We start from the raw sequence: 22,466 nt of genomic DNA on the forward strand, positions 1-22,466 counted from the left end.
GCAAAATTTTATTCAGATAGTGTAGCGAGGCAGTCGTCCACGCACAAAAGAAAAAGCCGGCGTCAGTGTGCGCCGGCTTTTTTTAACAAAAACAGAGGGCTTAGTTTAAGCTCAGCTGCGGCATCACCTCTTTCACCTGCGCCAGATAATCAGTACGATCTTTACCTGTCAGGCCTTCGGTGCGCGGCAGTTTCGCCGTCAGCGGGTTCACTGCCTGTTGGTTGATCCACACTTCATAGTGCAGGTGCGGACCGGTAGAACGTCCGGTATTGCCGGAGATCGCGATACGGTCACCACGCTTCACCTTCTGGCCCGGTTTGACCAGCAGCTTACGCAGGTGCATATAGCGGGTCGTATAAGTACGACCATGACGTACCGCGACATAATATCCGGCGGCACCGCTACGCTTGGCCACAACCACTTCGCCATCTCCAACCGCCAGTACCGGCGTGCCCTGCGGCATGGCAAAGTCAACGCCACGGTGAGGCGCGACGCGCCCGGTTACCGGGTTCAGACGACGCGGGTTAAAATTCGAGGAGACGCGGAACTGTTTTGCCGTCGGGAAGCGCAGGAAGCCTTTCGCCAGGCCCGTACCGGTGCGGTCATAGAACTTACCGTCTTCGGCACGAATCGCGTAGTAATCTTTGCCCTCGGAGCGCAGACGTACGCCCAGCAGCTGGCTTTGCTCACGCTTGCCGTCCAGCATTTCGCGGGACATCAGGACGGAGAACTCATCGCCCTTCTTCAGCTTGCGGAAATCCATCTGCCACTGCATGGCTTTGATCACCGAGCTGATTTCAGCGCTGGTCAGGCCTGCATCGCGCGCGCTGGAGACAAAGCTCGCGCCCACGGTACCTTTCAGAACGCTGTTAACCCAGTCACCCTTCTGCATTTCGCTGGTCATCTTGAAACCGTTTGCAGTGCGATCGTAGGTGCGGGTTTCGCGGCGGGACATTTCCCAGGTCAGACGCTGGAGATCGCCATCTGCCGTTAATGTCCAGGAGAGCTGCTGTCCGATTTTCAGGTTACGAAGATCTTTATCCGCAGCCGCCAGCTGGCTGATATTACCCATGTCGATGCCGTACTGGTTCAGCACGCTGCTCAGCGTGTCCCCGGTTGACACAACATATTCGTGGATACCCGCTTCGTTCTCGGTTTTATCGTCCAGCTCATCCTGCGGGATGGCTTCATCTTCCTGAGCCGCCTGGTCGATAGGCTCACTGGCTTCAGGCAGCAAAGAACGGATTTCGCTCTTTTCAAGCTCAATGGTTTTAATGATAGGGGCAGAACTCGGGTGGTAAACATAGGGCCGCCAGACGGCGACCGCTAAGGTGAGTACTGTAAGCGACCCCAGCATAACGCGATGGGGTCGAGGCAGATTGTTAAATGCCAGGGCGACAGAGCGGGCTATCTGTTGCACGTATTCACTTCCTCGTTAATCTCCTTTCAGGCAGCTCGCATACTGGTTCGCCAGTTGGCTGAGGAACTGCGAATAGCTCGCTTTGCTCAACTGGATGTTCGTACCTAGCGGGTCAAGGGTTCCCATGCGCACGGATGTTCCCCTGGCCACGGCTTCTACGACCGCTGGCCTGAACTGTGGCTCAGCAAAAACGCATGTCGCTTTTTGCTCAACCAACTGTGTTCTGATTTCATGTAAACGCTGCGCACCAGGCTGAATTTCAGGGTTGACGGTGAAGTGGCCCAGCGGGGTCAAACCGTAATGTTTTTCGTAATAGCCGTAGGCGTCATGAAAAACGAAATACCCTTTACCTTTCAACGGTGCGAGCTCATTACCTACCTGCTTATCGGTTGCGGCTAATTGTGCCTCAAAATCCTTCAGGTTGGCGTCTAGTTTGGCTCGACTTTGCGGCATAAGTTCCACTAATTTGTCATGGATTGCAACCGCTGAAAGCCGCGCTATCTCTGGGGATAACCAAAGATGCATGTTGTACTCGCCGTGATGGTGATCTCCATCACCTTTTTCGACGTCTGCAGCATGATGGTCATGTTCGTCACCGTCGTCATCCGCCCCTTTCATGAGCAACGGTTTCACGCCGGAGAGTTCGGCAATGGCGACCTGCTTTTCGCCAGCAACCTGTTTTGCTGACTTCTGCATGAACGCTTCCATTTCCGGGCCAATCCAGACGACTAAGTCCGCGTTTTGTAAGCGTTTTACATCTGACGGACGCAGGGAATAGTCATGCTCGGATGCACCATCAGGAAGCAGAACCTGGGTTTCCGTTACCCCGTCGGCAATAGCCGACGCGATGAATCCGAGTGGTTTAAGCGAAGCGACAACCGCAGCGTTAACATCTTGTGCGGTTGTACCCCAAAGGGCAGCGGATAATGCTGCGAAAAGAAGCGTATTTTTATGTAACATAATGCGACTAATCATCGTAGTGAATGCGTAGAATGTGATATTATAACATTCGTTGACTTCTTCAAGCTTAAAATGACATGACGACATTGGTTTCTCTTGAAAATATTTCGGTCTCATTCGGGCAGCGCCGCGTCCTCTCTGACGTGTCGCTCGATCTGAAGCCCGGCAAAATTCTGACGCTGCTCGGTCCCAATGGCGCAGGCAAATCAACCCTTGTGCGCGTGGTGCTGGGTCTGGTCGCACCCGATGAAGGCGTGATCAAGCGCGAGGAAAAATTGCGTATTGGCTATGTGCCGCAAAAACTTCACCTCGACGCCACGCTGCCGCTGACGGTCAGCCGTTTCCTGCGTCTGCGTCCCGGCACACGGAAGGCCGATATTCTCCCGGCACTGAAACGCGTGCAGGCGGGCCATCTTGTCGATGCACCGCTGCAAAAACTGTCCGGCGGTGAAACTCAGCGAGTTTTACTTGCCCGCGCGCTGCTGAGCAGCCCGCAGCTGCTGGTACTGGATGAGCCAACTCAGGGTGTGGACGTGAATGGTCAGGTTGCGCTTTATGATCTGATCGATCAGCTACGTCGGGAGCTTGATTGCGCCGTGCTGATGGTGTCTCACGACCTGCATCTGGTAATGGCAAAAACCGACGAAGTGCTGTGTCTCAACCACCATATCTGCTGCTCCGGCACGCCTGAAGTGGTCTCAATGCACCCGGAATTTATCTCTATGTTCGGCCCTCGCGGTGCTGAACAGCTGGGCATTTACCGCCATCACCATAATCATCGCCATGATTTACAGGGACGAATCGTACTGCGTCGGGGAAATGGACACTCATGATTGAACTGTTACTGCCCGGCTGGCTGGCCGGGATTATGCTTGCCTGCGCCGCGGGCCCGCTCGGCTCGTTTGTTGTCTGGCGCAGAATGTCCTATTTTGGCGATACCCTGGCACATGCGTCTCTGCTGGGCGTTGCCTTTGGTCTGCTGCTGGATGTGAACCCCTTCTACGCGGTAATTGTGGTCACGCTGCTGCTGGCCGCCGGTCTTGTCTGGCTGGAAAAGCGCCCTCACCTCGCCATTGATACGCTGCTTGGCATTATGGCGCACAGTGCCCTGTCTCTGGGTCTGGTGGTGGTCAGCCTGATGTCGAACATCCGCGTGGATCTGATGGCCTACCTCTTCGGTGACCTGCTGGCCGTGACGCCGGAGGATCTCATCGCTATCGCCATTGGCGTGGTGGTGGTGCTCGCTATTCTGCTCTGGCAGTGGCGGAATTTACTGGCCATGACCGTCAGCCCGGACCTGGCATTTGTCGACGGCGTGAAGCTGCAGCGCGTAAAACTGCTGCTGATGCTGGTGACGGCGTTAACGATTGGTGTAGCGATGAAGTTTGTCGGCGCGCTGATTATTACGTCGCTGCTGATCATCCCTGCCGCCACGGCGCGTCGCTTTGCCCGTACGCCGGAGCAAATGGCGGGCGTGGCCGTGATTATCGGAATGATTGCGGTAACGGGTGGGTTAACCTTCTCGGCGTTCTACGATACGCCTGCGGGGCCGTCCGTTGTGCTGAGTGCGGCGGTGCTGTTTATCTTCAGTATGATGAAGAAGACCGCACAGTAGCGGGTATGTCCCCGGTGGCGCTTCGCTTACCGGGGCTACAAAGGCCAAATTGTAGGCCGGGTAAGGCGTAGCCGCCACCCGGCATTATTTACGGCATTGCCGGTGGCGTAATGCCGAAATGATTCCACGCCCGCACCGTTGCCATACGTCCGCGCGGGGTGCGCTGCAGGAAGCCCTGCTGGATCAGATACGGCTCCAGCACATCTTCAATCGTCTCACGCTCTTCCCCAATAGCCGCAGCCAGGTTATCCAGCCCGACCGGGCCACCGAAGAACTTATCCAGCACCGCCAGCAGCAGTTTACGGTCCATATAGTCAAAGCCTTCGGCATCGACGTTCAGCATATCCAGCGCCTGAGCGGCGATCTCCGCGGAAATCGAGCCATCGTGCTTCACTTCGGCAAAGTCACGCACGCGGCGCAGCAGGCGGTTGGCGATACGCGGCGTACCGCGGGAACGCTTCGCCACTTCAAACGCGCCCTCCTCGCTCATTTCGAGCCCCATATAGCGGGCGCTACGGCCAACGATGTGCTGGAGGTCCGCCACCTGGTAAAACTCAAGGCGCTGCACGATGCCGAAACGGTCGCGCAGCGGAGAGGTCAACGACCCGGCGCGGGTGGTAGCGCCAATAAGGGTAAACGGCGGCAGATCGATTTTGATAGAGCGCGCGGCCGGGCCTTCACCGATCATGATATCCAGCTGGTAATCTTCCATCGCCGGATAGAGCACTTCCTCCACCACCGGCGACAGGCGGTGGATCTCATCGATAAACAGCACGTCATGCGGTTCGAGGTTGGTCAGCATCGCCGCGAGATCGCCCGCCTTCTCCAGCACCGGGCCGGAAGTGGTGCGCAGGTTGACGCCCATTTCATTGGCGACGATATTCGCCAGCGTGGTTTTCCCCAAACCTGGAGGGCCAAAAATCAGCAGGTGATCGAGCGCATCGCCGCGCAGCTTTGCCGCCTGGATAAAAATCTCCATCTGGGAACGAACCTGCGGCTGGCCGATATACTCATCAAGCAGTTTTGGGCGGATCGCGCGATCCACCACGTCATCTGCCTGAATAGTGCCTGCCGACACCAGGCGGTCTGCTTCAATCATCCTTTACCTCACAATGCAGCGCGCAGCGCTTCACGAATCAGGGTTTCACTGCTGGCGTCCGGTTTGGCAATTTTGCTCACCATACGGCTGGCCTCCTGAGGTTTATAGCCCAGCGCCACCAGCGCGGCAACCGCTTCCTGCTCGGCGTCATCATCCGTCGCAGGGCCGCCAGGGGAGGTCAGTACCAAATCGGCAGCCGGAGTGAACAGATCGCCATGCAGACCTTTAAAGCGGTCTTTCATCTCGACAATCAGGCGCTCGGCGGTTTTCTTACCAATGCCCGGGAGCTTAATCAGTGCCGCAGGATCTTCGCGCTCAACGGCATTCACAAACTGTGGTGCCGACATGCCGGACAAAATCGCCAGCGCGAGCTTCGGACCGACGCCGTTGGTTTTAATCAGCTCGCGGAACAGGGTCCGTTCCTGCTTGTTATTGAAGCCGTACAGCAGCTGGGCATCTTCACGCACCACAAACTGGGTAAAGACAATCGCCTCTTTGCCCGCGTCCGGCAGCTCGTAGAAGCAGGTCATCGGCATATGGACTTCATAGCCCACGCCACCCACTTCCAGCAGCACTAACGGGGGTTGTTTTTCAATGATGATGCCTCTGAGTCTGCCTATCACGTGACGCTCCTGCGTTCTGGGAGAAATTAACTGCCGACATAATAAAAAAAGGCTGGATGTTTATCCAGCCTGATTTCTGATTATCGTAACCTGCCTCGCGCCAGATTGAGCCGCGACTCGCTCATTTGCATCGCGTTCTGGCTGACGTGACAGTGGGTAATCGCAATCGCCAGCGCATCCGCGGCGTCAGCCTGTGGGTTCGCGGGAAGCTTCAGCAAGGTGCGCACCATGTGCTGCACCTGACTTTTCTCCGCGCTCCCAATGCCCACCACCGTCTGCTTGACCTGACGCGCCGCGTATTCGAATACCGGTAAATCCTGGTTCACGGCAGCGACGATGGCGACACCGCGCGCCTGACCGAGCTTTAGCGCCGAATCGGCGTTTTTCGCCATAAAGACCTGCTCGATGGCGAAATAGTCCGGCTGAAACTGGGTGATGATCTCCGACACGCCCGCATAAATGAGCTTCAGGCGCGAAGGAAGATCGTCCACTTTGGTGCGAATACAGCCGCTGCCCAGGTAGGTTAACTGGCGTCCCACCTGACGGATAACGCCATAACCGGTGACGCGTGAGCCTGGGTCAATCCCGAGAATAATCGACATCACGCGTCTCCCGTAAACGGTTTACAGGCTCTCATCAGAGAGTCGCTGCAACCTCATCAGAGATTTCACCGTTGTGGTACACTTCCTGAACGTCGTCGCAGTCTTCGAGCATGTCGATAAGACGCAGCAGTTTTGGTGCCGTTTCCGCATCCATGTCCGCTTTGGTGGACGGGATCATGGAGACTTCAGCGTTGTCCGCTTTCAGGCCAGCCGCTTCCAGCGCGTCGCGCACGGCACCCATCTCTTCCCACGCGGTATAAACGTCGATAGCACCGTCATCGAAGGTCACTACGTCTTCCGCACCGGCTTCCAGCGCCGCTTCCATGATCGCATCTTCGTCGCCTTTCTCGAAGGAGATGACGCCTTTTTTGCTGAACAGGTAAGCAACGGACCCATCAGTGCCCAGGTTGCCACCGGTTTTGGTGAACGCGTGGCGCACTTCCGCAACGGTACGGTTACGGTTGTCGGAAAGACACTCAACCATCACCGCAGTACCGCCAGGGCCGTAACCTTCATAAATGATGGTTTCCATGTTCGCGTCTTCATCACCGCCCACGCCACGTGCGATAGCACGGTTCAGGGTGTCACGCGTCATGTTGTTAGACAGCGCTTTATCTACCGCCGCGCGCAGACGCGGGTTAGAAGCCGGGTCGCCGCCGCCCAGACGCGCTGCTGTCACCAGCTCGCGAATGATTTTGGTAAAGATCTTACCGCGCTTGGCATCCTGTGCCGCTTTGCGGTGTTTGGTGTTGGCCCACTTACTATGACCTGCCATAAAAAGTTCTCCAAAAATCGCGCCTTCTCAGGCTGCGTTAATTACAAATTCTTCAATCGCCTGCCGGTTGCTCCACGACTTGGTCAGTGCGGCGGCGTCCGCCGCATTTACCCAGCGGTAGGTCAGGTGTTCGGTAAACACGATCTCCCGTTCATGGGGGAGCGCGAGACAGAACCACGACTCCGTATTGCGCTCAGTACCCGGCGCGTAGCGATGACGTAAATGGCTAAAAATTTCAAACTCCACCGTGCGCTGGCAGTCCTTCAGGGTCAGTTGCTCGCGGGCAACGTCAATGGTGACCTCTTCCTTTACTTCGCGCGCGGCGGCCTGCAACGCGGTTTCCCCCTCTTCCAGACTGCCGGTTACCGACTGCCAGAAATCAGGGTCATCGCGCCGCTGCAACATCAGCACCCGCTTCGTGTCTTCTGCATAAATGACCACCAGGACCGAAACGGGAAGCTTATATGCCATATCAGTTTTTCTCTTCCTTCTTCACCACTTCAATGCCCAGCTCGGCCAGAGAGGCCGGGTTGGCAAAGCTTGGCGCTTCGGTCATCAGACACGCTGCGGCAGTGGTTTTCGGGAAGGCAATAACATCACGAATGTTATCGGTGCCAGTCAGCAGCATGGTCAGACGGTCAAGACCGAAGGCCAGACCCGCGTGCGGCGGCGTACCGTATTTCAGCGCGTCCAGCAGGAAGCCAAACTTCTCGCGCTGCTCCTGCTCGTTGATGCCCAGGATGCCGAACACGGTCTGCTGCATTTCACCGCTGTGAATACGCACGGAACCACCGCCCACTTCGTAGCCGTTGATAACCATGTCATAAGCGTTCGCGACCGCATCTTCCGGTGCCGCTTTCAGCTCTGCCGCCGTCATGTCTTTTGGCGAGGTGAACGGGTGGTGCATTGCGGTCAGGCCGCCTTCACCGTCGTCTTCAAACATTGGGAAGTCGATAACCCACAGCGGCGCCCATTTGTTTTCGTCGGTCAGGCTCAGGTCTTTGCCGAGCTTCAGACGCAGCGCGCCCATCGCATCCGCCACGACTTTCTTGTTGTCTGCGCCGAAGAAGATCATGTCGCCGTCCTGCGCGCCGGTGCGCTCAAGGATCGCTTCCACGATGTCCGCGTTCAGGAATTTCGCTACCGGGCTGGTGATGCCTTCGAGACCTTTCGCGCGCTCGGTCACTTTAATATAGGCCAGACCTTTCGCGCCGTAGATCTTGATGAAGTTGCCGTAGTCGTCGATCTGCTTGCGGCTCAGGGCAGCACCACCCGGTACACGCAGGGCCGCCACACGGCCTTTAGGATCGTTAGCCGGGCCAGCGAAGACGGCAAACTCAACGCCTTTCACCAGGTCTGCTACGTCCACCAGCTCCATAGGGTTACGCAGGTCGGGTTTGTCGGAGCCGTAACGACGCTCGGCTTCAGCGAAGGTCATGATAGGGAAATCGCCCAGATCAACGCCTTTCACGTCGTTCCACAGGCTACGCACCAGGGCTTCCATCACTTCACGCACCTGCTCGGCGGTCATGAAGGAGGTTTCCACATCGATCTGGGTAAATTCTGGCTGGCGGTCAGCGCGCAGGTCTTCGTCGCGGAAGCATTTAACGATCTGATAGTAGCGATCGAAGCCGGACATCATCAGCAGCTGTTTGAACAGCTGTGGAGACTGCGGCAGCGCGTAGAATTTGCCTTTATGAACGCGGGATGGGACCAGGTAATCGCGCGCGCCTTCCGGCGTGGCTTTGGTCAGCATCGGGGTTTCGATGTCGAGGAAACCGTGGTCATCCATAAAGCGACGCACCAGGCTGGTGATTTTCGCACGGGTTTTCAGGCGCTGAGCCATTTCCGGACGACGCAGATCCAGGTAGCGGTATTTCAGACGCGCTTCTTCAGTGTTGACGTGGTTGGAGTCCAGCGGCAGCGCTTCTGCACGGTTGATGATCACCAGATCGGACGCCAGCACTTCGATAGCACCCGTCGCCATGTCGGCGTTGACGTTTTTCTCGTCACGCGCGCGCACGGTGCCGGTAACCTGAATGCAGAACTCATTACGCAGCTCAGAGGCCAGCTTCAACGCATCTGCGCGATCCGGATCGAAGAACACCTGAACGATACCTTCGCGGTCGCGCATATCGATGAAGATAAGGCTACCAAGATCACGACGACGATTGACCCAACCACACAGGGTTACCTGCTGTCCGACGTGGGACTGACGCAGCTGCCCGCAATATTCTGTACGCATGAGATATCCCTTAATTAGCCGCAGGCTAAATGTCGCCTGGTATGCAGGCTACTATGTCGCAGCTTTCTGTATGTCACAACTGGATGAAAAAAGGCGGCTATTATACTGGAAATTCCGCCGGACGATAAGAGCGAACCACGGCCTGGCGGTCGTTTGCTGCACTCTTATTGCGCATTCTCACAAAAATTAACAAAATTATCCGACCAGGAACAGGCCATCACGTCGTATGGTGTCTGGAAGTGATTCATTTAACGGGAGTAACGATGTTAACACTTGATGCCAGTAAAACCGCACTTGTTGTGATTGATTTACAGGAAGGCATCCTGCCCTTCGCCGGTGGCCCGCATACCGCGGATGATGTGGTCAGCCGCGCGGCTCGCCTGGCGGAAACATGTCGTGCCAGCGGTGCGCCTGTTGTCATGGTGCGCGTCGGCTGGTCCGCGGATTACGCCGAAGCGTTAAAACAGCCCGTTGATGCCCAGGCTCCTGCACGCGCCCTGCCGGAAAACTGGTGGACGTACCCGGCCTCACTCGGCGAACGCGACGGCGATATTGAAGTAACCAAACGCCAGTGGGGCGCATTTTACGGTACCGATCTCGAGCTGCAGCTCCGCCGTCGCGGCATCGACACCATCATCCTGTGCGGCATTTCCACCAACATCGGCGTGGAGTCTACCGCCCGCAACGCGTGGGAGCTGGGCTTTAATCTGGTGATCGCCGAAGATGCCTGCAGCGCGGCCTCCGCGGAACAGCACCAGGGCAGCATGACCCATATCTTCCCGCGCATCGGCCGCGTGCGCAGCACGGATGAGATTGTCAGCGCGCTATGATGTACGTGGGCCTGCCCCAGTGGTCGCACCCGAAATGGGTGCGCCTTGGCATCACCAGCCTTGAGGAATATGCCCGGCACTTCAACTGTGTCGAGGGCAACACCACCCTGTATGCGCTTCCCAAAGCCGAGATTGTTACGCGCTGGCGGGAACAAACGACCGACGACTTCCGCTTCTGCTTTAAGTTTCCGGCCACCATTTCCCACCAGGCCGCGCTGCGCAACTGCGGGGATTTGACCGAAGAGTTTTTTACGCGCATGTCGCCGCTGGCGAACCGCATCGGTCAGTACTGGATCCAGCTACCCGCCACGTTTGGCCCGCGCGATTTACCTGCGCTCTGGCAGTTCCTTGATGCCCTGCCCCGTGAATTCACCTACGGCGTTGAAGTCAGGCATCCTGAATTTTTTGCAAAGGGCGAAGCAGAAAAAGCGCTCAATCGCGGCCTGCTTGAGCGTTCCGTTAACCGGGTGATCCTCGATAGCCGGCCGGTGCACAGCGCTGTGCCCCATAGCGAAGCCATCGTTGAAGCCCAGCGTAAAAAACCGAAAGTGCCGGTCCACGCCATCGTGACCGCGCATAACCCAATGGTCAGGTATATCGGCAGCGATAACATGCAGCAAAATCAGGCGATGTTCGCCGTCTGGCTGCAAACGTTAGCGAAGTGGGAAGACACCACCACGCCGTATCTCTTTTTGCACACGCCGGATATCGCCCAGGCGCCCGAACTGGTCGATGCTCTGTGGCAGGCCTTGCAGGCTGCGGTGCCGTCCGTAGGCAGCGCCCCTTCCATCCCACAACAATCTTCTCTTTTCTGATATCACCCCCTATCATAGTGAAGTGCCATCTGCCAAAAACAGGGAGTTTGTATGGTCAGCGCGCTGTATGCGGTGTTAGGTGCATTACTGCTGATTAAGTTTTCATTTGATGTTGTGCGCCTCAGAACGCTGTACCGCGTCTCTTACGGTGACGGCGGATTTTCAGAGCTACAAAGCGCTATCCGCATTCATGGCAACGCGGTCGAATACATCCCCGCAGCCTTAATCCTGCTGCTGTTTATGGAGATGAATGGCGCAGAAACCTGGATGGTGCACATCTGTGGCCTGCTTCTTATTGCTGGCCGCCTGATGCACTATTACGGTTTTCACCACCGCTTAATCCGCTGGCGTCGTTCCGGCATGAGTGCGACCTGGTGTTCGCTTTTGCTGATGGTGCTGGCTAACCTGTGGTATATGCCGTGGGAGTTGGTTTTCTCCCTCCATTAGCGCACAATACGCCACTTTATTTTTCCCGGATTTTTACGTTATGTCAGATCGCGACACGCTTTTTTCCGCGCCTATCGCCAGCCTGGGCGACTGGACCTTCGATGAACGGGTAGCCGAAGTCTTCCCGGATATGATCCAGCGCTCTGTTCCCGGTTATTCCAATATTATCTCTATGATCGGCATGCTGGCTGAGCGCTTCGTTCAACCCGGCACGCAGGTCTATGACCTGGGCTGCTCGCTCGGCGCGGCAACGCTGTCGGTTCGTCGTAACATTCACCAGGAAGGCTGCCGAATCATTGCCGTCGATAACTCCCCGGCCATGGTTGAGCGCTGCCGTCGCCATATTGACGCGTACAAAGCCCCTGTCCCGGTGGACGTGGTGGAAGGTGATATCCGCGAGATTGAGATCAATAACGCCTCGATGGTGGTGCTGAATTTCACCCTTCAGTTCCTGGTGCCAGAAGACCGCCAGCTGCTGCTGGATAAAATTTACCAGGGGCTGAATCCCGGCGGCGCGCTGGTGCTCTCGGAGAAATTCAGCTTCGAAGATGCCGAGGTTGGTGAACTGCTGTTCAATATGCACCACGATTTCAAACGGGCGAACGGCTACAGCGAGCTGGAGATCAGCCAGAAGCGCAGCATGCTCGAAAACGTGATGCTGACGGATTCCGTAGAAACCCACAAAGCGCGTCTGAGCAAAGCCGGGTTTGAGCACAGCGAACTGTGGTTCCAGTGCTTTAACTTTGGCTCTCTGGTGGCGCTGAAAGCGGGAGAATCCTCATGATCGAATTCAGTAACTTTTATCAGCTGATTGCCAAAAACCAGCTCTCCCACTGGCTGGAAACCTTGCCCGCGCAGATTGCCGCCTGGCAGCGCGATCAGCAGCACGGCCTGTTAAAGCAGTGGTCAAACGCGGTGGAGTTTCTGCCCGAACTGACCCCGCATCGTCTGGATCTTCTCCACAGCGTAACCGCCGAGAGCGAAGAGCCGCTCCCGGCCGGGCAGATCAACCGCATCGAAACGCTGATGCGTAATCTGATGCCGTGGCGCAAAGGGCCGTTTTCACTTTACGGCGTGGACATCAATACCGAATGGCGCTCTGACTGGAAATGGGATCGCGTTCTGCCCCACCTTTCCGACCTGACCGGACGTACCATTCTGGACGTGGGCTGCGGCAGCGGTTACCACATGTGGCGCATGATTGGCGCGGGCGCGCATCTGGCGGTCGGTATTGACCCGATGCAGCTGTTCCTGTGCCAGTTTGAAGCGGTGCGCAAGCTGCTGGGTAACGACCAGCGCGCGCACCTGCTGCCGCTGGGCATTGAACAACTCCCTGCCCTGAAAGCGTTTGATACCGTCTTCTCCATGGGCGTGCTGTATCACCGTCGTTCCCCGCTTGAACACCTGTGGCAACTGAAGGATCAGCTGGTCAGCGGCGGCGAGCTGGTGCTGGAAACGCTGGTGATTGAAGGCGATGAACATGCCGTTCTGGTCCCGGGCGATCGCTACGCGCAGATGCGCAACGTTTACTTCATCCCTTCCGCGCTGGCGCTGAAGAACTGGCTGGAGAAGTGCGGGTTTGTGGATGTGCGGATTGCCGACGTCAGCGTGACCTCAATTGAGGAACAGCGCCGCACCGACTGGATGATCACCGAATCGCTGGAGCAGTTCCTCGACCCGGCCGACCACAGCAAAACCATCGAAGGCTATCAGGCCCCGATGCGTGCGGTGTTGATTGCGACCAAGCCGTAGCCTTTTAGCCGGGTGGCGGCTACGCCTTACCCGGCCTACTCGTAGCACGTTTTCTCCGAAATAGTTCAAGTTGCAGCAAGGCGGCAACGCAGCGAATCCCCGGGAGCTTACATCAGTAAGTGACCGGGGTGAGCGAGGCGGCCAACGCAGCTGCGGCTTGAAATATGAAGAAGAAAAAAAGGCCCCTGTTGAAATTGCAGGGGCCTGGTACAAGCAAGCATCATATTGGGCGACATGATGCGCGGTAAAAATCGGTACGTTGCTACACGTGATGGCGCTCAATCAGCGACTTCATTTCCGCAACCGACTCTCCCTCTACGCCATAGCGTGAATACTCATCCGCTTCAGCATCCGTCGACATTGACAATCCTGTATTGCGATAACGCATGGGCGAAGGTATCCATTTACCCGCGGAGCTGTGCAGCTCTTCTACCCCTGCGTTTAAAAACCGTTCCAGATTGCTGGCGCGGACTCCCGCACCCGCCATTATTATTGGAACACCGGAATGTGCTTTTAGTTCCGTAATTAATTGCAGTCCTTTTTCAGCTGACGCTTGCTGACCCGATGTCAGGATGCGCGCCACGCCAAGTTCTCCAAGTGTTTCAAAGGCCTGAAGCGGATCTTTGCACATATCAAATGCGCGATGAAAAGTGACGGCCAGCCCCTGCGCGGCGTTCATAATCTGACGCATGCGCGGTATATCGATATTGCCGTCTTCATCCAGCAGGCCGGTCACCAGCCCTGGAAACCCCAGGTCCCGAACGAGCGCGATATCATCAAGCATGGCACTGAACTCGCCCGCCGTGTAACAAAAATCACCGCCGCGCGGACGAATAATCGGGTGCACGGGAATGGTGACGGCCTGACGGGCAGACTTCAACACGCCGTAAGACGGCGTCAGCCCGCCCTCTTTGGGTGCCGCACACAGTTCAATGCGGTCAGCCCCGTGCTTTTGCGCGGTCACGGCACACTCCACGCTGTAACAACAAATCTCCAGCAGCGCCATTTAATCCTCCTGAAATTCCACTAAACGAAACATCATTACACGCCGTTCGTTTCCAGTCCCGGCGTGAACTCACATCTCTTACGCTTCGCTGGCAACGATCTGCTCAATGGTCCACGGATGAAACTTCACCGTGACCTGTCCGTCAGTGACGGCCAGCGTCGGGTTAGGTAACCGCTCGCGCTCGCCTTTGGGTGAACTCGTCTTCACAAAAATTCCCGGCTTGCTTAAGCCTTCGTCAGAAAGGAGGGACAGCGCGCGCGCGTTCAACGTTTCCGGCTCTCCCGGCAGAACAATTTCGATATGTTCCCAGCCTTCGTGCGGATAGCGTTTCTCTCCCGGCCACGGCAGTTCAACCACGGTGAATTGCCAGTGCGCCACGTTCACCGGTTCATACAGTTTGAACAGGCAAATGGGGCGACCATTGATGATGTTCTCGGACAGTAACTCACCGCACTGCTCAAACCCGCGACGCCAGCGCTCGGCCGTGGCATTCTGATGACAGCGCAAAGAGATGTGATCGGCCTCAAGCGGCGCGATATCCAGACCAAGACGGGTGGCAAGTTCTGTGAACGCCTGGGTGAAGCGCGGTAAATCTGCGGAAATATCATGCAGTTCGTCAATGGATTGCCAGTTCGCCATAATTCACTCTCTTTTCGTGTCGCAAAGCCGCTAATTTACTCTGTTGCCCTGTTTTGACCAACCGCAGAATCCGGCTTTTTATGACTGCATGATTATGCATACCTTCACCGCCTGGATTCTGAGCAATCTTCAGGCCCCGCAATGCTGACGCCAGAAGGCATTTGCAGTATACTCCCGCCCTAAATTCTTTAACTGGCGCGGGCGGTTGTAAGCCCGCATCAAAAACGTAAGGTATCCAGGTGAATATTCAGGCTCTTCTCTCCGAAAAAGTCAGTCAGGCACTGATTGCCGCAGGCGCGCCTGCGGATTGCGAACCGCAGGTTCGTCAGTCAGCAAAAGTACAGTTTGGCGACTATCAGGCTAATGGCGTGATGGCAGTGGCTAAAAAACTGGGCATGCCGCCGCGACAGCTCGCTGAGCAGGTACTGACGCATCTGGATCTTTCCGGCATTGCCAGCAAAACCGAAATCGCCGGTCCGGGCTTTATCAATATCTTCCTTGAGCCTGCATTCCTGGCAAGCCACGTTGACGCGGCGCTGAAATCTGACCGTCTGGGCGTTTCCCAGCCGGAGGCGCAGACCGTCGTGATCGACTACTCTGCGCCGAACGTGGCGAAAGAGATGCACGTTGGCCACCTGCGCTCCACCATCATCGGTGATGCCGCAGTGCGCACGCTCGAGTTCCTCGGTCACAGGGTGATCCGCGCGAACCACGTGGGCGACTGGGGTACCCAGTTCGGCATGCTGATTGCTTACCTGGAAAAACAGCAGCAGGAAAACGCGGGTGAAATGGCGCTGGCGGACCTGGAAGGGTTCTACCGCGAAGCCAAAAAACACTACGACGAAGACGAAGCCTTTGCCGAGCGCGCGCGCAGCTACGTGGTTAAACTGCAGGGCGGCGACCAATACTTCCTCGAGATGTGGCGCAAGCTTGTCGACATCACCATGTCTCAGAACCAGCTGACCTATAACCGCCTGAACGTCACCCTGACCCGTGACGACGTGATGGGTGAAAGCCTGTATAACCCAATGCTGCCCGGCATTGTTGCTGACCTGAAAGCGAAAAACCTGGCGGTAGAGAGCGAAGGCGCAACGGTTGTGTTCCTTGATGAGTATAAAAACAAGGAAGGCGAACCGATGGGCGTGATCATCCAGAAAAAGGATGGCGGCTACCTCTATACCACCACCGATATCGCCTGTGCGAAGTACCGTTACGAAACGCTGCATGCCGATCGCGTGCTGTACTACATCGACTCCCGTCAGCACCAGCACCTGATGCAGGCGTGGACCATCGTGCGTAAAGCCGGTTACGTGCCGGATTGCGTGCCGCTGGAACACCACATGTTCGGCATGATGCTGGGCAAAGACGGCAAGCCGTTCAAAACCCGTGCGGGCGGTACCGTGAAGCTGTCCGACCTGCTGGACGAAGCGCTGGAACGCGCCCGCCGTCTGGTGGCCGAGAAGAACCCGGACATGCCTGCTGAAGAGCTGGAAAAACTGGCCAACGCCGTGGGTATCGGTGCGGTGAAATACGCGGATCTCTCCAAGAACCGCACCACCGACTACATCTTCGACTGGGATAACATGCTGGCGTTTGAAGGCAACACGGCGCCTTACATGCAGTACGCCTACACCCGCGTGCTCTCGGTGTTCCGTAAGGCGAACATTGATGAAAGCGTACTGGCGAACGCGGCAGTGACCATCACGGAAGATCGTGAAGCGCAGCTTGCGGCGCGCCTGCTGCAGTTTGAAGAGACGCTGACGGTTGTCGCGCGTGACGGCACGCCGCACGTGATGTGTGCTTACCTGTACGATCTGGCGGGTCTGTTCTCCGGCTTTTACGAACACTGCCCTATTCTGTCTGCGGAAAACGAATCGGTCCGCAACAGCCGCCTGAAGCTGGCGCAGCTCACGGCGAAGACCCTGAAGCTGGGTCTGGATACCCTGGGTATCGAAACCGTAGAACGCATGTAATACAAAAAAACCCGGCAATCGCCGGGTTTTGTTTTTAAGTCCTGCTGATTCAAGCGTCAGCGGTAATTCACGATGACAGAATTACTCTGCACTTTCAGCGCCGGGATTAAGCGTCCCCCGCCCGGCACTTCCCAGATGAAACGCAAAGGTTCAATAGCCGGTACGCCGTTGAATGCCTGCGTCGTGCCATTTTCGCCGTCGATTTCCGTGCAGCGCGTCTGAGAACAAAGGCGCACCCGCAGCCCTGCGGGCGTTGGGCCAATCAGCCGGTAATTCCAGACCACAAGGCCCATCTGACCGGAAACGCCTTCAGAAGGCGACAGCGGGTTAGATGACATGGCGACGCCCCGGTTGCTGAGGGTCACCCCCATGCTGCTCGCCTGCCAGGTGCCCTCTCCGGCAGCGTGCGCCGCCAGCGGGAAGAGCACAATCCAGAGCCATTTACGCATTATTTTCCTCCAATCGTCGCGGTCATGCGAATATGACGGTTATCCGACAGCTCCATATTCGACAGCACGACCAGCTGATTCAGACTACGACGCAGGAAGCGCGACAGCAGCGGACGCAGCGCATGGTTAACCAGCAGCACCGGCGGCGCGCCCAGCATCTCCTGGCGCGCCAGCGCCTCCTGCGTTTGCGCCAGCAGACGGTCCGCCAGCCCCGGCTCCAGGCCGCCCCCGCCCTGCAGGGCCTGCAGCAGCAGACGTTCAAGCGGCGTATCGAGGCCAATAACCTGCACTTCTCCGGTTCCCGGGAACCACTGTTGGGTGATCGCGCGGCCCAGCGCCACGCGAACCACCGCCGTCAGCTCGTGCGGATCGTTTTGTATCGGCGCATGCTCTGCCAGCGTTTCCAGAATGGTGCGCATATCGCGGATCGGCACCTTTTCTTCGAGCAGGTTTTGCAGCACCTTGTGCAGCGTCGTCAGCGTCACCACGCCCGGGACCAGATCTTCGGTCAGCTTCGGCATCTCCTGCGTGACGCGGTCCAGCAGCTGCTGCGCTTCCTGACGGCCAAACAGCTCCGCCGAGAATTGCCCAATCAGGTGATTAAGATGGGTCGCCACCACGGTACTGGCTTCAACAACCGTATACCCCTGGATTTGCGCCTGCTCTTTCAGGGCACTTTCAATCCAGATAGCGGCCAGGCCAAAGGCAGGATCGATAGTTTGCTCGCCCGGCAGCGTGCCCGCGGCGGTGCCCGGGTTAATCGCCAGCCAGCGGCCCGGATAGGCATCACCGCTGCCAATTTCGACCCCTTTCATCAGAATGCGATAGCGCGCGGGCGGTAGGTCCATATTGTCGCGGATGTGTACAACCGGCGGCAGGAAGCCCATATCCTGCGCGAATTTTTTACGGATGCTGCGGATACGGCCAAGCAGCTCGCCATCCTGCTGGAAATCGACCATCGGAATCAGGCGATAGCCCACTTCCATTCCCAGGGAATCTTCCAGCTGAACGTCGTTCCAGGTCGCTTCGACGGCCTGGGTATTTTCCGGCATTTTTACCTGAACAGGCTCCGCTGCCGGTTTGGTTTCGCGACCGCGCATCCACCAGGCAAGCCCCAGCAGACCCGCCGTAAACAGCAGGAAAACGAGGTTCGGCATCCCCGGCACAAGTCCGAGCAAACCCAGAACGGCAGCGGCCAGCAGCATCACGCGCGGGTTGCTGAAGAGCTGGCCCACCATCTGCTCGCCAACGTCCTGATCGGTACTCACGCGGGTCACAATCACACCCGCCGCAGTAGAGATAACCAGCGCCGGGATCTGCGCGACCAGACCGTCACCAATGGTCAGCAGCGTATAGCTTTCCGCCGCGTGGCCCATGTCCATCCCGTGCTGCAATACCCCCACCAGCAGGCCGCCGACCACGTTAATCACCATGATCAGAATGCCCGCGATGGCGTCACCGCGCACAAACTTACTCGCACCGTCCATGGAGCCGTAGAAGTCCGCCTCCTGCGTCACTTCCGAACGGCGTTTTTTGGCTTCATCTTCGGCGATAAGGCCGGCGTTCAGGTCGGCGTCGATCGCCATCTGCTTGCCCGGCATCCCGTCCAGCACAAAACGCGCGCCCACTTCCGCAATACGCCCTGCACCTTTGGTGATAACCATAAAGTTGATGATAACGAGGATAACGAACACCACGATACCGATCGCGAAATTACCGCCCACCAGGAAGTGGCCGAACGCTTCCACCACTTTACCTGCCGCTGCCGCACCGGTGTGTCCTTCCATCAGGATGATACGCGTGGACGCGACGTTCAGCGCCAGTCGGAGCAAGGTGGTAAACAGCAGAATGGTCGGGAACGCGGCAAACTCCAGGGTACGCTGGGTGAACATCGCCACCAGCAGCACCATAATGGACAGCGCAATATTGAAAGTGAAAAGCAGATCGAGGATGAACGCCGGGAGCGGCAGTACCATCATCGACAGAATTAGCAGGATCAGAATCGGCCCGGCAAGGATTTGCCATTGGGTCGATTTCAGGTTGCCGGGCAGGCGCAACATTGCCACCAGATTAGCCATCAGAGTCCTTCTCGTTCATAAAATCCAGCGCGGCAGGCACCGGAAGGTTTTCAGGTTTCACAGGCCGCTGACCGCCAGCCAGACGCCAGCGCTTCAACTGCCACACCCAGGCCAGCACTTCCGCCACGGCGGCGTAGAGTTGTCCCGGGATCTGTTGTCCGATATCCGCATGGCGGTAAAGGGCACGCGCCAGCGGAGGAGCTTCCAGGATCGGCACGCGGTGCTCAGTGCCAATTTCCCGGATACGCAGTGCGATCAGCCCCGCGCCTTTCGCAACGACTTTCGGCGCGCTCATTTTGTTTTCGTCATAGCGCAGCGCAACGGAATAGTGCGTCGGATTGGTAACAATGACGTCGGCCTTCGGCACATCGTCCATCATGCGGCGACGGGCGGCGGCACGCTGCATCTGGCGGATACGCCCTTTAACGTGCGGGTCACCTTCCATCTGCTTATATTCGTCACGGATATCCTGACGCGACATGCGCAGCTTTTTGAAGTGGGTATAAAGCTGGAAGATCACGTCAAAACCCACCATCGGGATAATGCTGAGCACCACCAGCAGCGCGCAGAGCCCGACCAGATTCAGCGCGTTGCTCATTGCGGTGAGAGGCGATTCGCTGATAAGACGCATCATTTCAGGCCAGTGGTACCAGAGGTAAAAGCCTGCGGAACTGCCCATCAGCACCGATTTAAGAACGGCTTTGAGCAGTTCAGCCCCGGTCTGCGCAGAGAACATTTTCGCAATGCCCGGCAGCGGGTTCAGTTTGGAAAATTTCGGTTGCAGCGATTTGGCACTAAAAACCAGACCGCCGAGCATCACCGGAGAGACCAGCGCGACCAGCACGACGCCGGTAATCAGGGGCAACAGCGCGACCATGGCCCCCTTGATAAGCTGAATAATCTGGCTGAGGATCAGATTCGGATCGTTGACCATGCTGTGATCAAAACGTAAGCCGGTGGACAACATTCCCGCCAGCTTGCGGGCGAGCGACTCCCCGCCCCACCAGATAATGCACACCCCTACGATAAGGATCAGCAGGGAGGTTAATTCTCGGGATCGGGGGATCTGCCCTTCCTCACGCGCTTTTTCTAGTCGGTGGGGTGTGGGGGCTTCCGTTTTGTCGTCGTTCTCTTCTGCCACAGTGCATGCTCAGCCCATTACGTCACGGGTATCATGCCAGCACCGCCTTTCATCAATGGGCTGATAAACCCCTATAACCGGGTCTTTTTATCCAGTTTAAGACCGCACTCCGTACGTTGGGCGAGCGAAGAGAGGGCACGAAATGTTCGAACAAAGATTGTTCCGACTTGTGTGATGCGTTTCATATCACAAAATGAATTAAGCGAAGTTTTAAAAATGTTTATTAAAAAATACCCCTAAACAAAATTAGCATAGTCGCCGATTTTAACCTCTTAATATTGCAGGAATGATATAAATATGTAAATTCAATAATTCAGATCAATTGGAACTCTATTTAAACATTACTGTAGAAAATCCAAAAATGGATTAATCAACACAACATTCGCCCTGAAGCTCACTTACCAGAAAAAATTTAAATGTTATAATTTCACGCGACATAATTTACTTCTCACGAGAAAGCAAATCATATGCCAGATATTTCTTTTTACTTAAAGGAACATTTAAGATGGATTTGAAAAAGAATATTATTGCGGGCTTAGCTCTTGCAACGCTGTCGATAACTGGTTTCGCCGCTGAAATGAATGCCGGCACTGTTCACTTCACGGGTGAAATTATCGAATCGAGCTGCACGATTCAGGGCGACGACGGCACGGACAGTACTATCCCACTGGGTACCTATCCAATATCATTGTTTACTGCTGTTGGGACGGAAACCGCACTTACACCGTTCTCCGTTACGCTGGCGAACTGTCCGTTAACAAGCGCTGGGCTTCCAGCTGTACAGCTGACCTTTAACGGCCCAACAACCCTGACCGGTACCAATACGCTGCTGGACGTCAGTAAAATTACCACCACGGGCGAAACCGCGGCCTCCGGTATCGGCGTTGCCGTCAGCCTGGCGGGTAAAGATGATAAACTCATTACTATGGACGGCGCTGAAGGGCAGGTCTATATCGAACTGGCGACAAAATCCTCGGATACGATTAAGGCTGATTTTAATGCCCGCTACAAATCATTTGCAACTGCGGTTACCGCCGGTCCGGCAGACGCTGATATGACGGTAAATATTCTTTACCGTTAATAAACGCATCACTGACATTCAGAATATATATATTTAGGCGTCATGACCTTTAAGGAGTCATGCTCTGATAATAGTCCGAATCCGGATTCGGACTATTATCATCACCCCTCAACGTCCTTTATTAAAGGTTTCACCATGCGCATATCACTCCAGGTCTTATTATGTATTCCTGTTATTGCGAGTACCTTTTGTCACGCAGCAGGTGTTCAGATAGGTCGCACACGCATAATCTACGATGCCGCGAAAAAGGAAGTTGCCCTGCCCTTACAAAATAATGATAAAGAACTGCCCTGGTTAATACAGTCATGGACGGATACGGGTGATGGTAAAACGCACGGACCGTTTATCGTGACACCTCCCCTATTTCGACTCGATCCGCAAAAAGAGCAAAGCCTGCGCATTACCTGGAACGGGACAGCCTTAGCAGGGGATAAAGAGTCGCTGTTCTATATGAATGTGCGAACGGTTCCTGCCACGGCTACGGATGAGGGTGACAAAAACGTCCTGCGGTTAATCTATAAAACGCGTCTGAAACTGTTCTGGCGCCCTGTCGGACTGAGCGGTACGCCATCTGAATCCTGCAAAAACCTGCGCTTCGCTCGTCATGGTCAGCAGCTCACTGTCATCAACGCGGGGGCGTTCTACAGCGTCTTTGATTCACTTGCGCTGGGAGTGCACAAAGTGGAGAAAGCCGACATGGTTGCCCCTAAATCCCGCGTTGACATTCCTCTCCCTGCCAATGCTCAGGGGACGAGCGTCACCTGGCGCTGCATAACCGATTACGGCAATGCTTCCGAAAAATACACCGCCATCCTGGCGCAGGACTAAAAGACCGCAATGATGACAGGACGTAATTATTTGTCATACGGGCGGCTCTTTAGACCGAATCCGCTTCTTCGCTGCCTTGGCGGTGTCT

At 56.2% G+C, this 22,466-nt stretch carries 23 protein-coding genes; 10 read left to right on the forward strand and 13 right to left on the reverse strand.

The genetic code is table 11. The features are described from left to right. Nucleotides 1-100: 100 nt before the first annotated feature. Nucleotides 101-1,420: a murein DD-endopeptidase MepM gene (gene mepM / locus P346_RS15045; RefSeq protein ID WP_023312231.1), complete on the reverse strand. Its 1,320-nt coding sequence runs from the start codon at nucleotides 1,418-1,420 to the stop codon at nucleotides 101-103. Nucleotides 1,421-1,435: 15 nt separating this feature from the next. Next, nucleotides 1,436-2,380, reverse strand: coding sequence for a zinc ABC transporter substrate-binding protein ZnuA (znuA, locus tag P346_RS15040; protein WP_032659526.1), 945 nt, complete (start codon nucleotides 2,378-2,380; stop codon nucleotides 1,436-1,438). A gap of 77 nt (nucleotides 2,381-2,457) precedes the next feature. Here znuA and znuC point away from each other — a divergent pair, with 77 nt between their 5' ends. Together znuC and znuB are read left to right on the forward strand one after the other, a co-directional pair. Beyond that, nucleotides 2,458-3,213: a zinc ABC transporter ATP-binding protein ZnuC gene (znuC, locus tag P346_RS15035; protein ID WP_023312233.1), complete on the forward strand. Its 756-nt coding sequence runs from the start codon at nucleotides 2,458-2,460 to the stop codon at nucleotides 3,211-3,213. Beyond that, nucleotides 3,210-3,995: a zinc ABC transporter permease subunit ZnuB gene (gene znuB, locus P346_RS15030; protein WP_032658554.1), complete on the forward strand. Its 786-nt coding sequence runs from the start codon at nucleotides 3,210-3,212 to the stop codon at nucleotides 3,993-3,995. Before znuC ends, znuB begins: the two co-directional genes overlap by 4 nt. 88 nt (nucleotides 3,996-4,083) lie before the next feature. Here znuB and ruvB read toward each other — a convergent pair whose 3' ends face one another. The 6 genes from ruvB to aspS all read right to left on the reverse strand — a co-directional run bounded on the left by ruvB (nucleotide 4,084) and on the right by aspS (nucleotide 9,339). Beyond that, nucleotides 4,084-5,094, reverse strand: a complete 1,011-nt coding sequence (ruvB, locus tag P346_RS15025) for a Holliday junction branch migration DNA helicase RuvB (protein WP_023312235.1) — start codon at nucleotides 5,092-5,094, stop codon at nucleotides 4,084-4,086. Between the two features lie 8 nt (nucleotides 5,095-5,102). Next, entirely contained in the window at nucleotides 5,103-5,717 is a 615-nt protein-coding gene (gene ruvA / locus P346_RS15020) for a Holliday junction branch migration protein RuvA (protein WP_023312236.1), read from the reverse strand. A gap of 80 nt (nucleotides 5,718-5,797) precedes the next feature. Next, nucleotides 5,798-6,319: a crossover junction endodeoxyribonuclease RuvC gene (ruvC, locus tag P346_RS15015; protein ID WP_003859749.1), complete on the reverse strand. Its 522-nt coding sequence runs from the start codon at nucleotides 6,317-6,319 to the stop codon at nucleotides 5,798-5,800. Between the two features lie 34 nt (nucleotides 6,320-6,353). Further along, the gene (locus tag P346_RS15010) at nucleotides 6,354-7,094 is read right to left on the reverse strand and encodes a YebC/PmpR family DNA-binding transcriptional regulator (protein ID WP_008500447.1); all 741 of its coding nucleotides are present in this window, start codon (nucleotides 7,092-7,094) and stop codon (nucleotides 6,354-6,356) included. Nucleotides 7,095-7,121: 27 nt separating this feature from the next. Further along, on the reverse strand, nucleotides 7,122-7,565 hold the full coding sequence (gene nudB, locus P346_RS15005) for a dihydroneopterin triphosphate diphosphatase (RefSeq protein ID WP_032658557.1): 444 nt from the start codon (nucleotides 7,563-7,565) through the stop codon (nucleotides 7,122-7,124). A gap of 1 nt (nucleotide 7,566) precedes the next feature. Further along, the gene (gene aspS, locus P346_RS15000; RefSeq protein ID WP_032658560.1) at nucleotides 7,567-9,339 is read right to left on the reverse strand and encodes an aspartate--tRNA ligase; all 1,773 of its coding nucleotides are present in this window, start codon (nucleotides 9,337-9,339) and stop codon (nucleotides 7,567-7,569) included. Between the two features lie 263 nt (nucleotides 9,340-9,602). Between aspS and P346_RS14995 the strand changes: the two genes are divergently transcribed. From P346_RS14995 to cmoB, 5 genes are read left to right on the forward strand one after another with little or no spacing between them, the layout of a single operon-like run. Beyond that, the gene (locus P346_RS14995; RefSeq protein WP_032658562.1) at nucleotides 9,603-10,169 is read left to right on the forward strand and encodes a hydrolase; all 567 of its coding nucleotides are present in this window, start codon (nucleotides 9,603-9,605) and stop codon (nucleotides 10,167-10,169) included. Continuing rightward, nucleotides 10,166-10,984, forward strand: a complete 819-nt coding sequence (locus tag P346_RS14990; RefSeq protein ID WP_032658564.1) for a DUF72 domain-containing protein — start codon at nucleotides 10,166-10,168, stop codon at nucleotides 10,982-10,984. Before P346_RS14995 ends, P346_RS14990 begins: the two co-directional genes overlap by 4 nt. A gap of 51 nt (nucleotides 10,985-11,035) precedes the next feature. After that, complete coding sequence (locus P346_RS14985) at nucleotides 11,036-11,431, forward strand: MAPEG family protein (RefSeq protein ID WP_021240443.1); 396 nt, start codon at nucleotides 11,036-11,038, stop codon at nucleotides 11,429-11,431. 40 nt (nucleotides 11,432-11,471) lie between these two features. Continuing rightward, nucleotides 11,472-12,215 (forward strand): carboxy-S-adenosyl-L-methionine synthase CmoA, encoded by a 744-nt coding sequence (cmoA, locus tag P346_RS14980; protein WP_032658566.1) that lies wholly within the window; start codon nucleotides 11,472-11,474, stop codon nucleotides 12,213-12,215. Then, nucleotides 12,212-13,183, forward strand: coding sequence for a tRNA 5-methoxyuridine(34)/uridine 5-oxyacetic acid(34) synthase CmoB (gene cmoB / locus P346_RS14975; protein WP_032658568.1), 972 nt, complete (start codon nucleotides 12,212-12,214; stop codon nucleotides 13,181-13,183). The genes cmoA and cmoB overlap by 4 nt, the downstream gene beginning before the upstream one ends. 262 nt (nucleotides 13,184-13,445) lie before the next feature. Here the strand turns inward: cmoB and cutC are convergent, their stop codons facing one another. Together cutC and P346_RS14965 are read right to left on the reverse strand one after the other, a co-directional pair. Then, nucleotides 13,446-14,189, reverse strand: a complete 744-nt coding sequence (cutC, locus tag P346_RS14970; protein WP_032658570.1) for a copper homeostasis protein CutC — start codon at nucleotides 14,187-14,189, stop codon at nucleotides 13,446-13,448. A 78-nt stretch (nucleotides 14,190-14,267) separates the two neighbouring features. Next, nucleotides 14,268-14,828, reverse strand: coding sequence for a VOC family protein (locus tag P346_RS14965; RefSeq protein ID WP_032658571.1), 561 nt, complete (start codon nucleotides 14,826-14,828; stop codon nucleotides 14,268-14,270). Nucleotides 14,829-15,067: 239 nt separating this feature from the next. On the opposite strand from P346_RS14965, the gene argS reads away from it, so the two are divergent. Continuing rightward, nucleotides 15,068-16,801: an arginine--tRNA ligase gene (argS, locus tag P346_RS14960; protein ID WP_032658572.1), complete on the forward strand. Its 1,734-nt coding sequence runs from the start codon at nucleotides 15,068-15,070 to the stop codon at nucleotides 16,799-16,801. Nucleotides 16,802-16,857: 56 nt separating this feature from the next. Here the strand turns inward: argS and flhE are convergent, their stop codons facing one another. From flhE to flhB, 3 genes are read right to left on the reverse strand one after another with little or no spacing between them, the layout of a single operon-like run. Then, the gene (flhE, locus tag P346_RS14955; protein ID WP_032658574.1) at nucleotides 16,858-17,250 is read right to left on the reverse strand and encodes a flagellar protein FlhE; all 393 of its coding nucleotides are present in this window, start codon (nucleotides 17,248-17,250) and stop codon (nucleotides 16,858-16,860) included. Next, nucleotides 17,250-19,328: a flagellar biosynthesis protein FlhA gene (flhA, locus tag P346_RS14950; protein WP_023312249.1), complete on the reverse strand. Its 2,079-nt coding sequence runs from the start codon at nucleotides 19,326-19,328 to the stop codon at nucleotides 17,250-17,252. The genes flhE and flhA overlap by 1 nt, the downstream gene beginning before the upstream one ends. Then, the gene (gene flhB, locus P346_RS14945; RefSeq protein ID WP_029741778.1) at nucleotides 19,321-20,469 is read right to left on the reverse strand and encodes a flagellar biosynthesis protein FlhB; all 1,149 of its coding nucleotides are present in this window, start codon (nucleotides 20,467-20,469) and stop codon (nucleotides 19,321-19,323) included. The genes flhA and flhB overlap by 8 nt, the downstream gene beginning before the upstream one ends. Before the next feature lie 505 nt (nucleotides 20,470-20,974). On the opposite strand from flhB, the gene P346_RS14940 reads away from it, so the two are divergent. Together P346_RS14940 and P346_RS14935 are read left to right on the forward strand one after the other, a co-directional pair. Continuing rightward, nucleotides 20,975-21,550 (forward strand): fimbrial protein, encoded by a 576-nt coding sequence (locus tag P346_RS14940; RefSeq protein WP_032658576.1) that lies wholly within the window; start codon nucleotides 20,975-20,977, stop codon nucleotides 21,548-21,550. 135 nt (nucleotides 21,551-21,685) lie between these two features. Continuing rightward, entirely contained in the window at nucleotides 21,686-22,378 is a 693-nt protein-coding gene (locus P346_RS14935) for a fimbrial biogenesis chaperone (protein ID WP_032658578.1), read from the forward strand. The last annotated feature ends 88 nt before the right edge of the window (nucleotides 22,379-22,466 follow it).

The organism is Enterobacter sp. DC1, assembly GCF_000568075.1.
In the GTDB taxonomy this organism is placed as follows: domain Bacteria; phylum Pseudomonadota; class Gammaproteobacteria; order Enterobacterales; family Enterobacteriaceae; genus Enterobacter; species Enterobacter asburiae.

Bases quoted from the DNA above. Each gene is read 5' to 3' on its own strand.
- znuA (WP_032659526.1), bottom strand. From the start codon at position 2,380: ATGTTACATAAAAATACGCTTCTTTTCGCAGCATTATCCGCTGCCCTT.
- znuC (WP_023312233.1), top strand. From the start codon at position 2,458: ATGACGACATTGGTTTCTCTTGAAAATATTTCGGTCTCATTCGGGCAG.
- P346_RS14935 (WP_032658578.1), top strand. From the start codon at position 21,686: ATGCGCATATCACTCCAGGTCTTATTATGTATTCCTGTTATTGCGAGT.
- cmoA (WP_032658566.1), top strand. From the start codon at position 11,472: ATGTCAGATCGCGACACGCTTTTTTCCGCGCCTATCGCCAGCCTGGGC.
- flhE (WP_032658574.1), bottom strand. From the start codon at position 17,250: ATGCGTAAATGGCTCTGGATTGTGCTCTTCCCGCTGGCGGCGCACGCT.
- P346_RS15010 (WP_008500447.1), bottom strand. From the start codon at position 7,094: ATGGCAGGTCATAGTAAGTGGGCCAACACCAAACACCGCAAAGCGGCA.
- cutC (WP_032658570.1), bottom strand. From the start codon at position 14,189: ATGGCGCTGCTGGAGATTTGTTGTTACAGCGTGGAGTGTGCCGTGACC.
- P346_RS14995 (WP_032658562.1), top strand. From the start codon at position 9,603: ATGTTAACACTTGATGCCAGTAAAACCGCACTTGTTGTGATTGATTTA.
- aspS (WP_032658560.1), bottom strand. From the start codon at position 9,339: ATGCGTACAGAATATTGCGGGCAGCTGCGTCAGTCCCACGTCGGACAG.
- P346_RS14990 (WP_032658564.1), top strand. From the start codon at position 10,166: ATGATGTACGTGGGCCTGCCCCAGTGGTCGCACCCGAAATGGGTGCGC.
- ruvC (WP_003859749.1), bottom strand. From the start codon at position 6,319: ATGTCGATTATTCTCGGGATTGACCCAGGCTCACGCGTCACCGGTTAT.
- P346_RS14940 (WP_032658576.1), top strand. From the start codon at position 20,975: ATGGATTTGAAAAAGAATATTATTGCGGGCTTAGCTCTTGCAACGCTG.
- nudB (WP_032658557.1), bottom strand. From the start codon at position 7,565: ATGGCATATAAGCTTCCCGTTTCGGTCCTGGTGGTCATTTATGCAGAA.
- flhA (WP_023312249.1), bottom strand. From the start codon at position 19,328: ATGGCTAATCTGGTGGCAATGTTGCGCCTGCCCGGCAACCTGAAATCG.
- ruvB (WP_023312235.1), bottom strand. From the start codon at position 5,094: ATGATTGAAGCAGACCGCCTGGTGTCGGCAGGCACTATTCAGGCAGAT.
- P346_RS14965 (WP_032658571.1), bottom strand. From the start codon at position 14,828: ATGGCGAACTGGCAATCCATTGACGAACTGCATGATATTTCCGCAGAT.
- P346_RS14985 (WP_021240443.1), top strand. From the start codon at position 11,036: ATGGTCAGCGCGCTGTATGCGGTGTTAGGTGCATTACTGCTGATTAAG.
- znuB (WP_032658554.1), top strand. From the start codon at position 3,210: ATGATTGAACTGTTACTGCCCGGCTGGCTGGCCGGGATTATGCTTGCC.
- cmoB (WP_032658568.1), top strand. From the start codon at position 12,212: ATGATCGAATTCAGTAACTTTTATCAGCTGATTGCCAAAAACCAGCTC.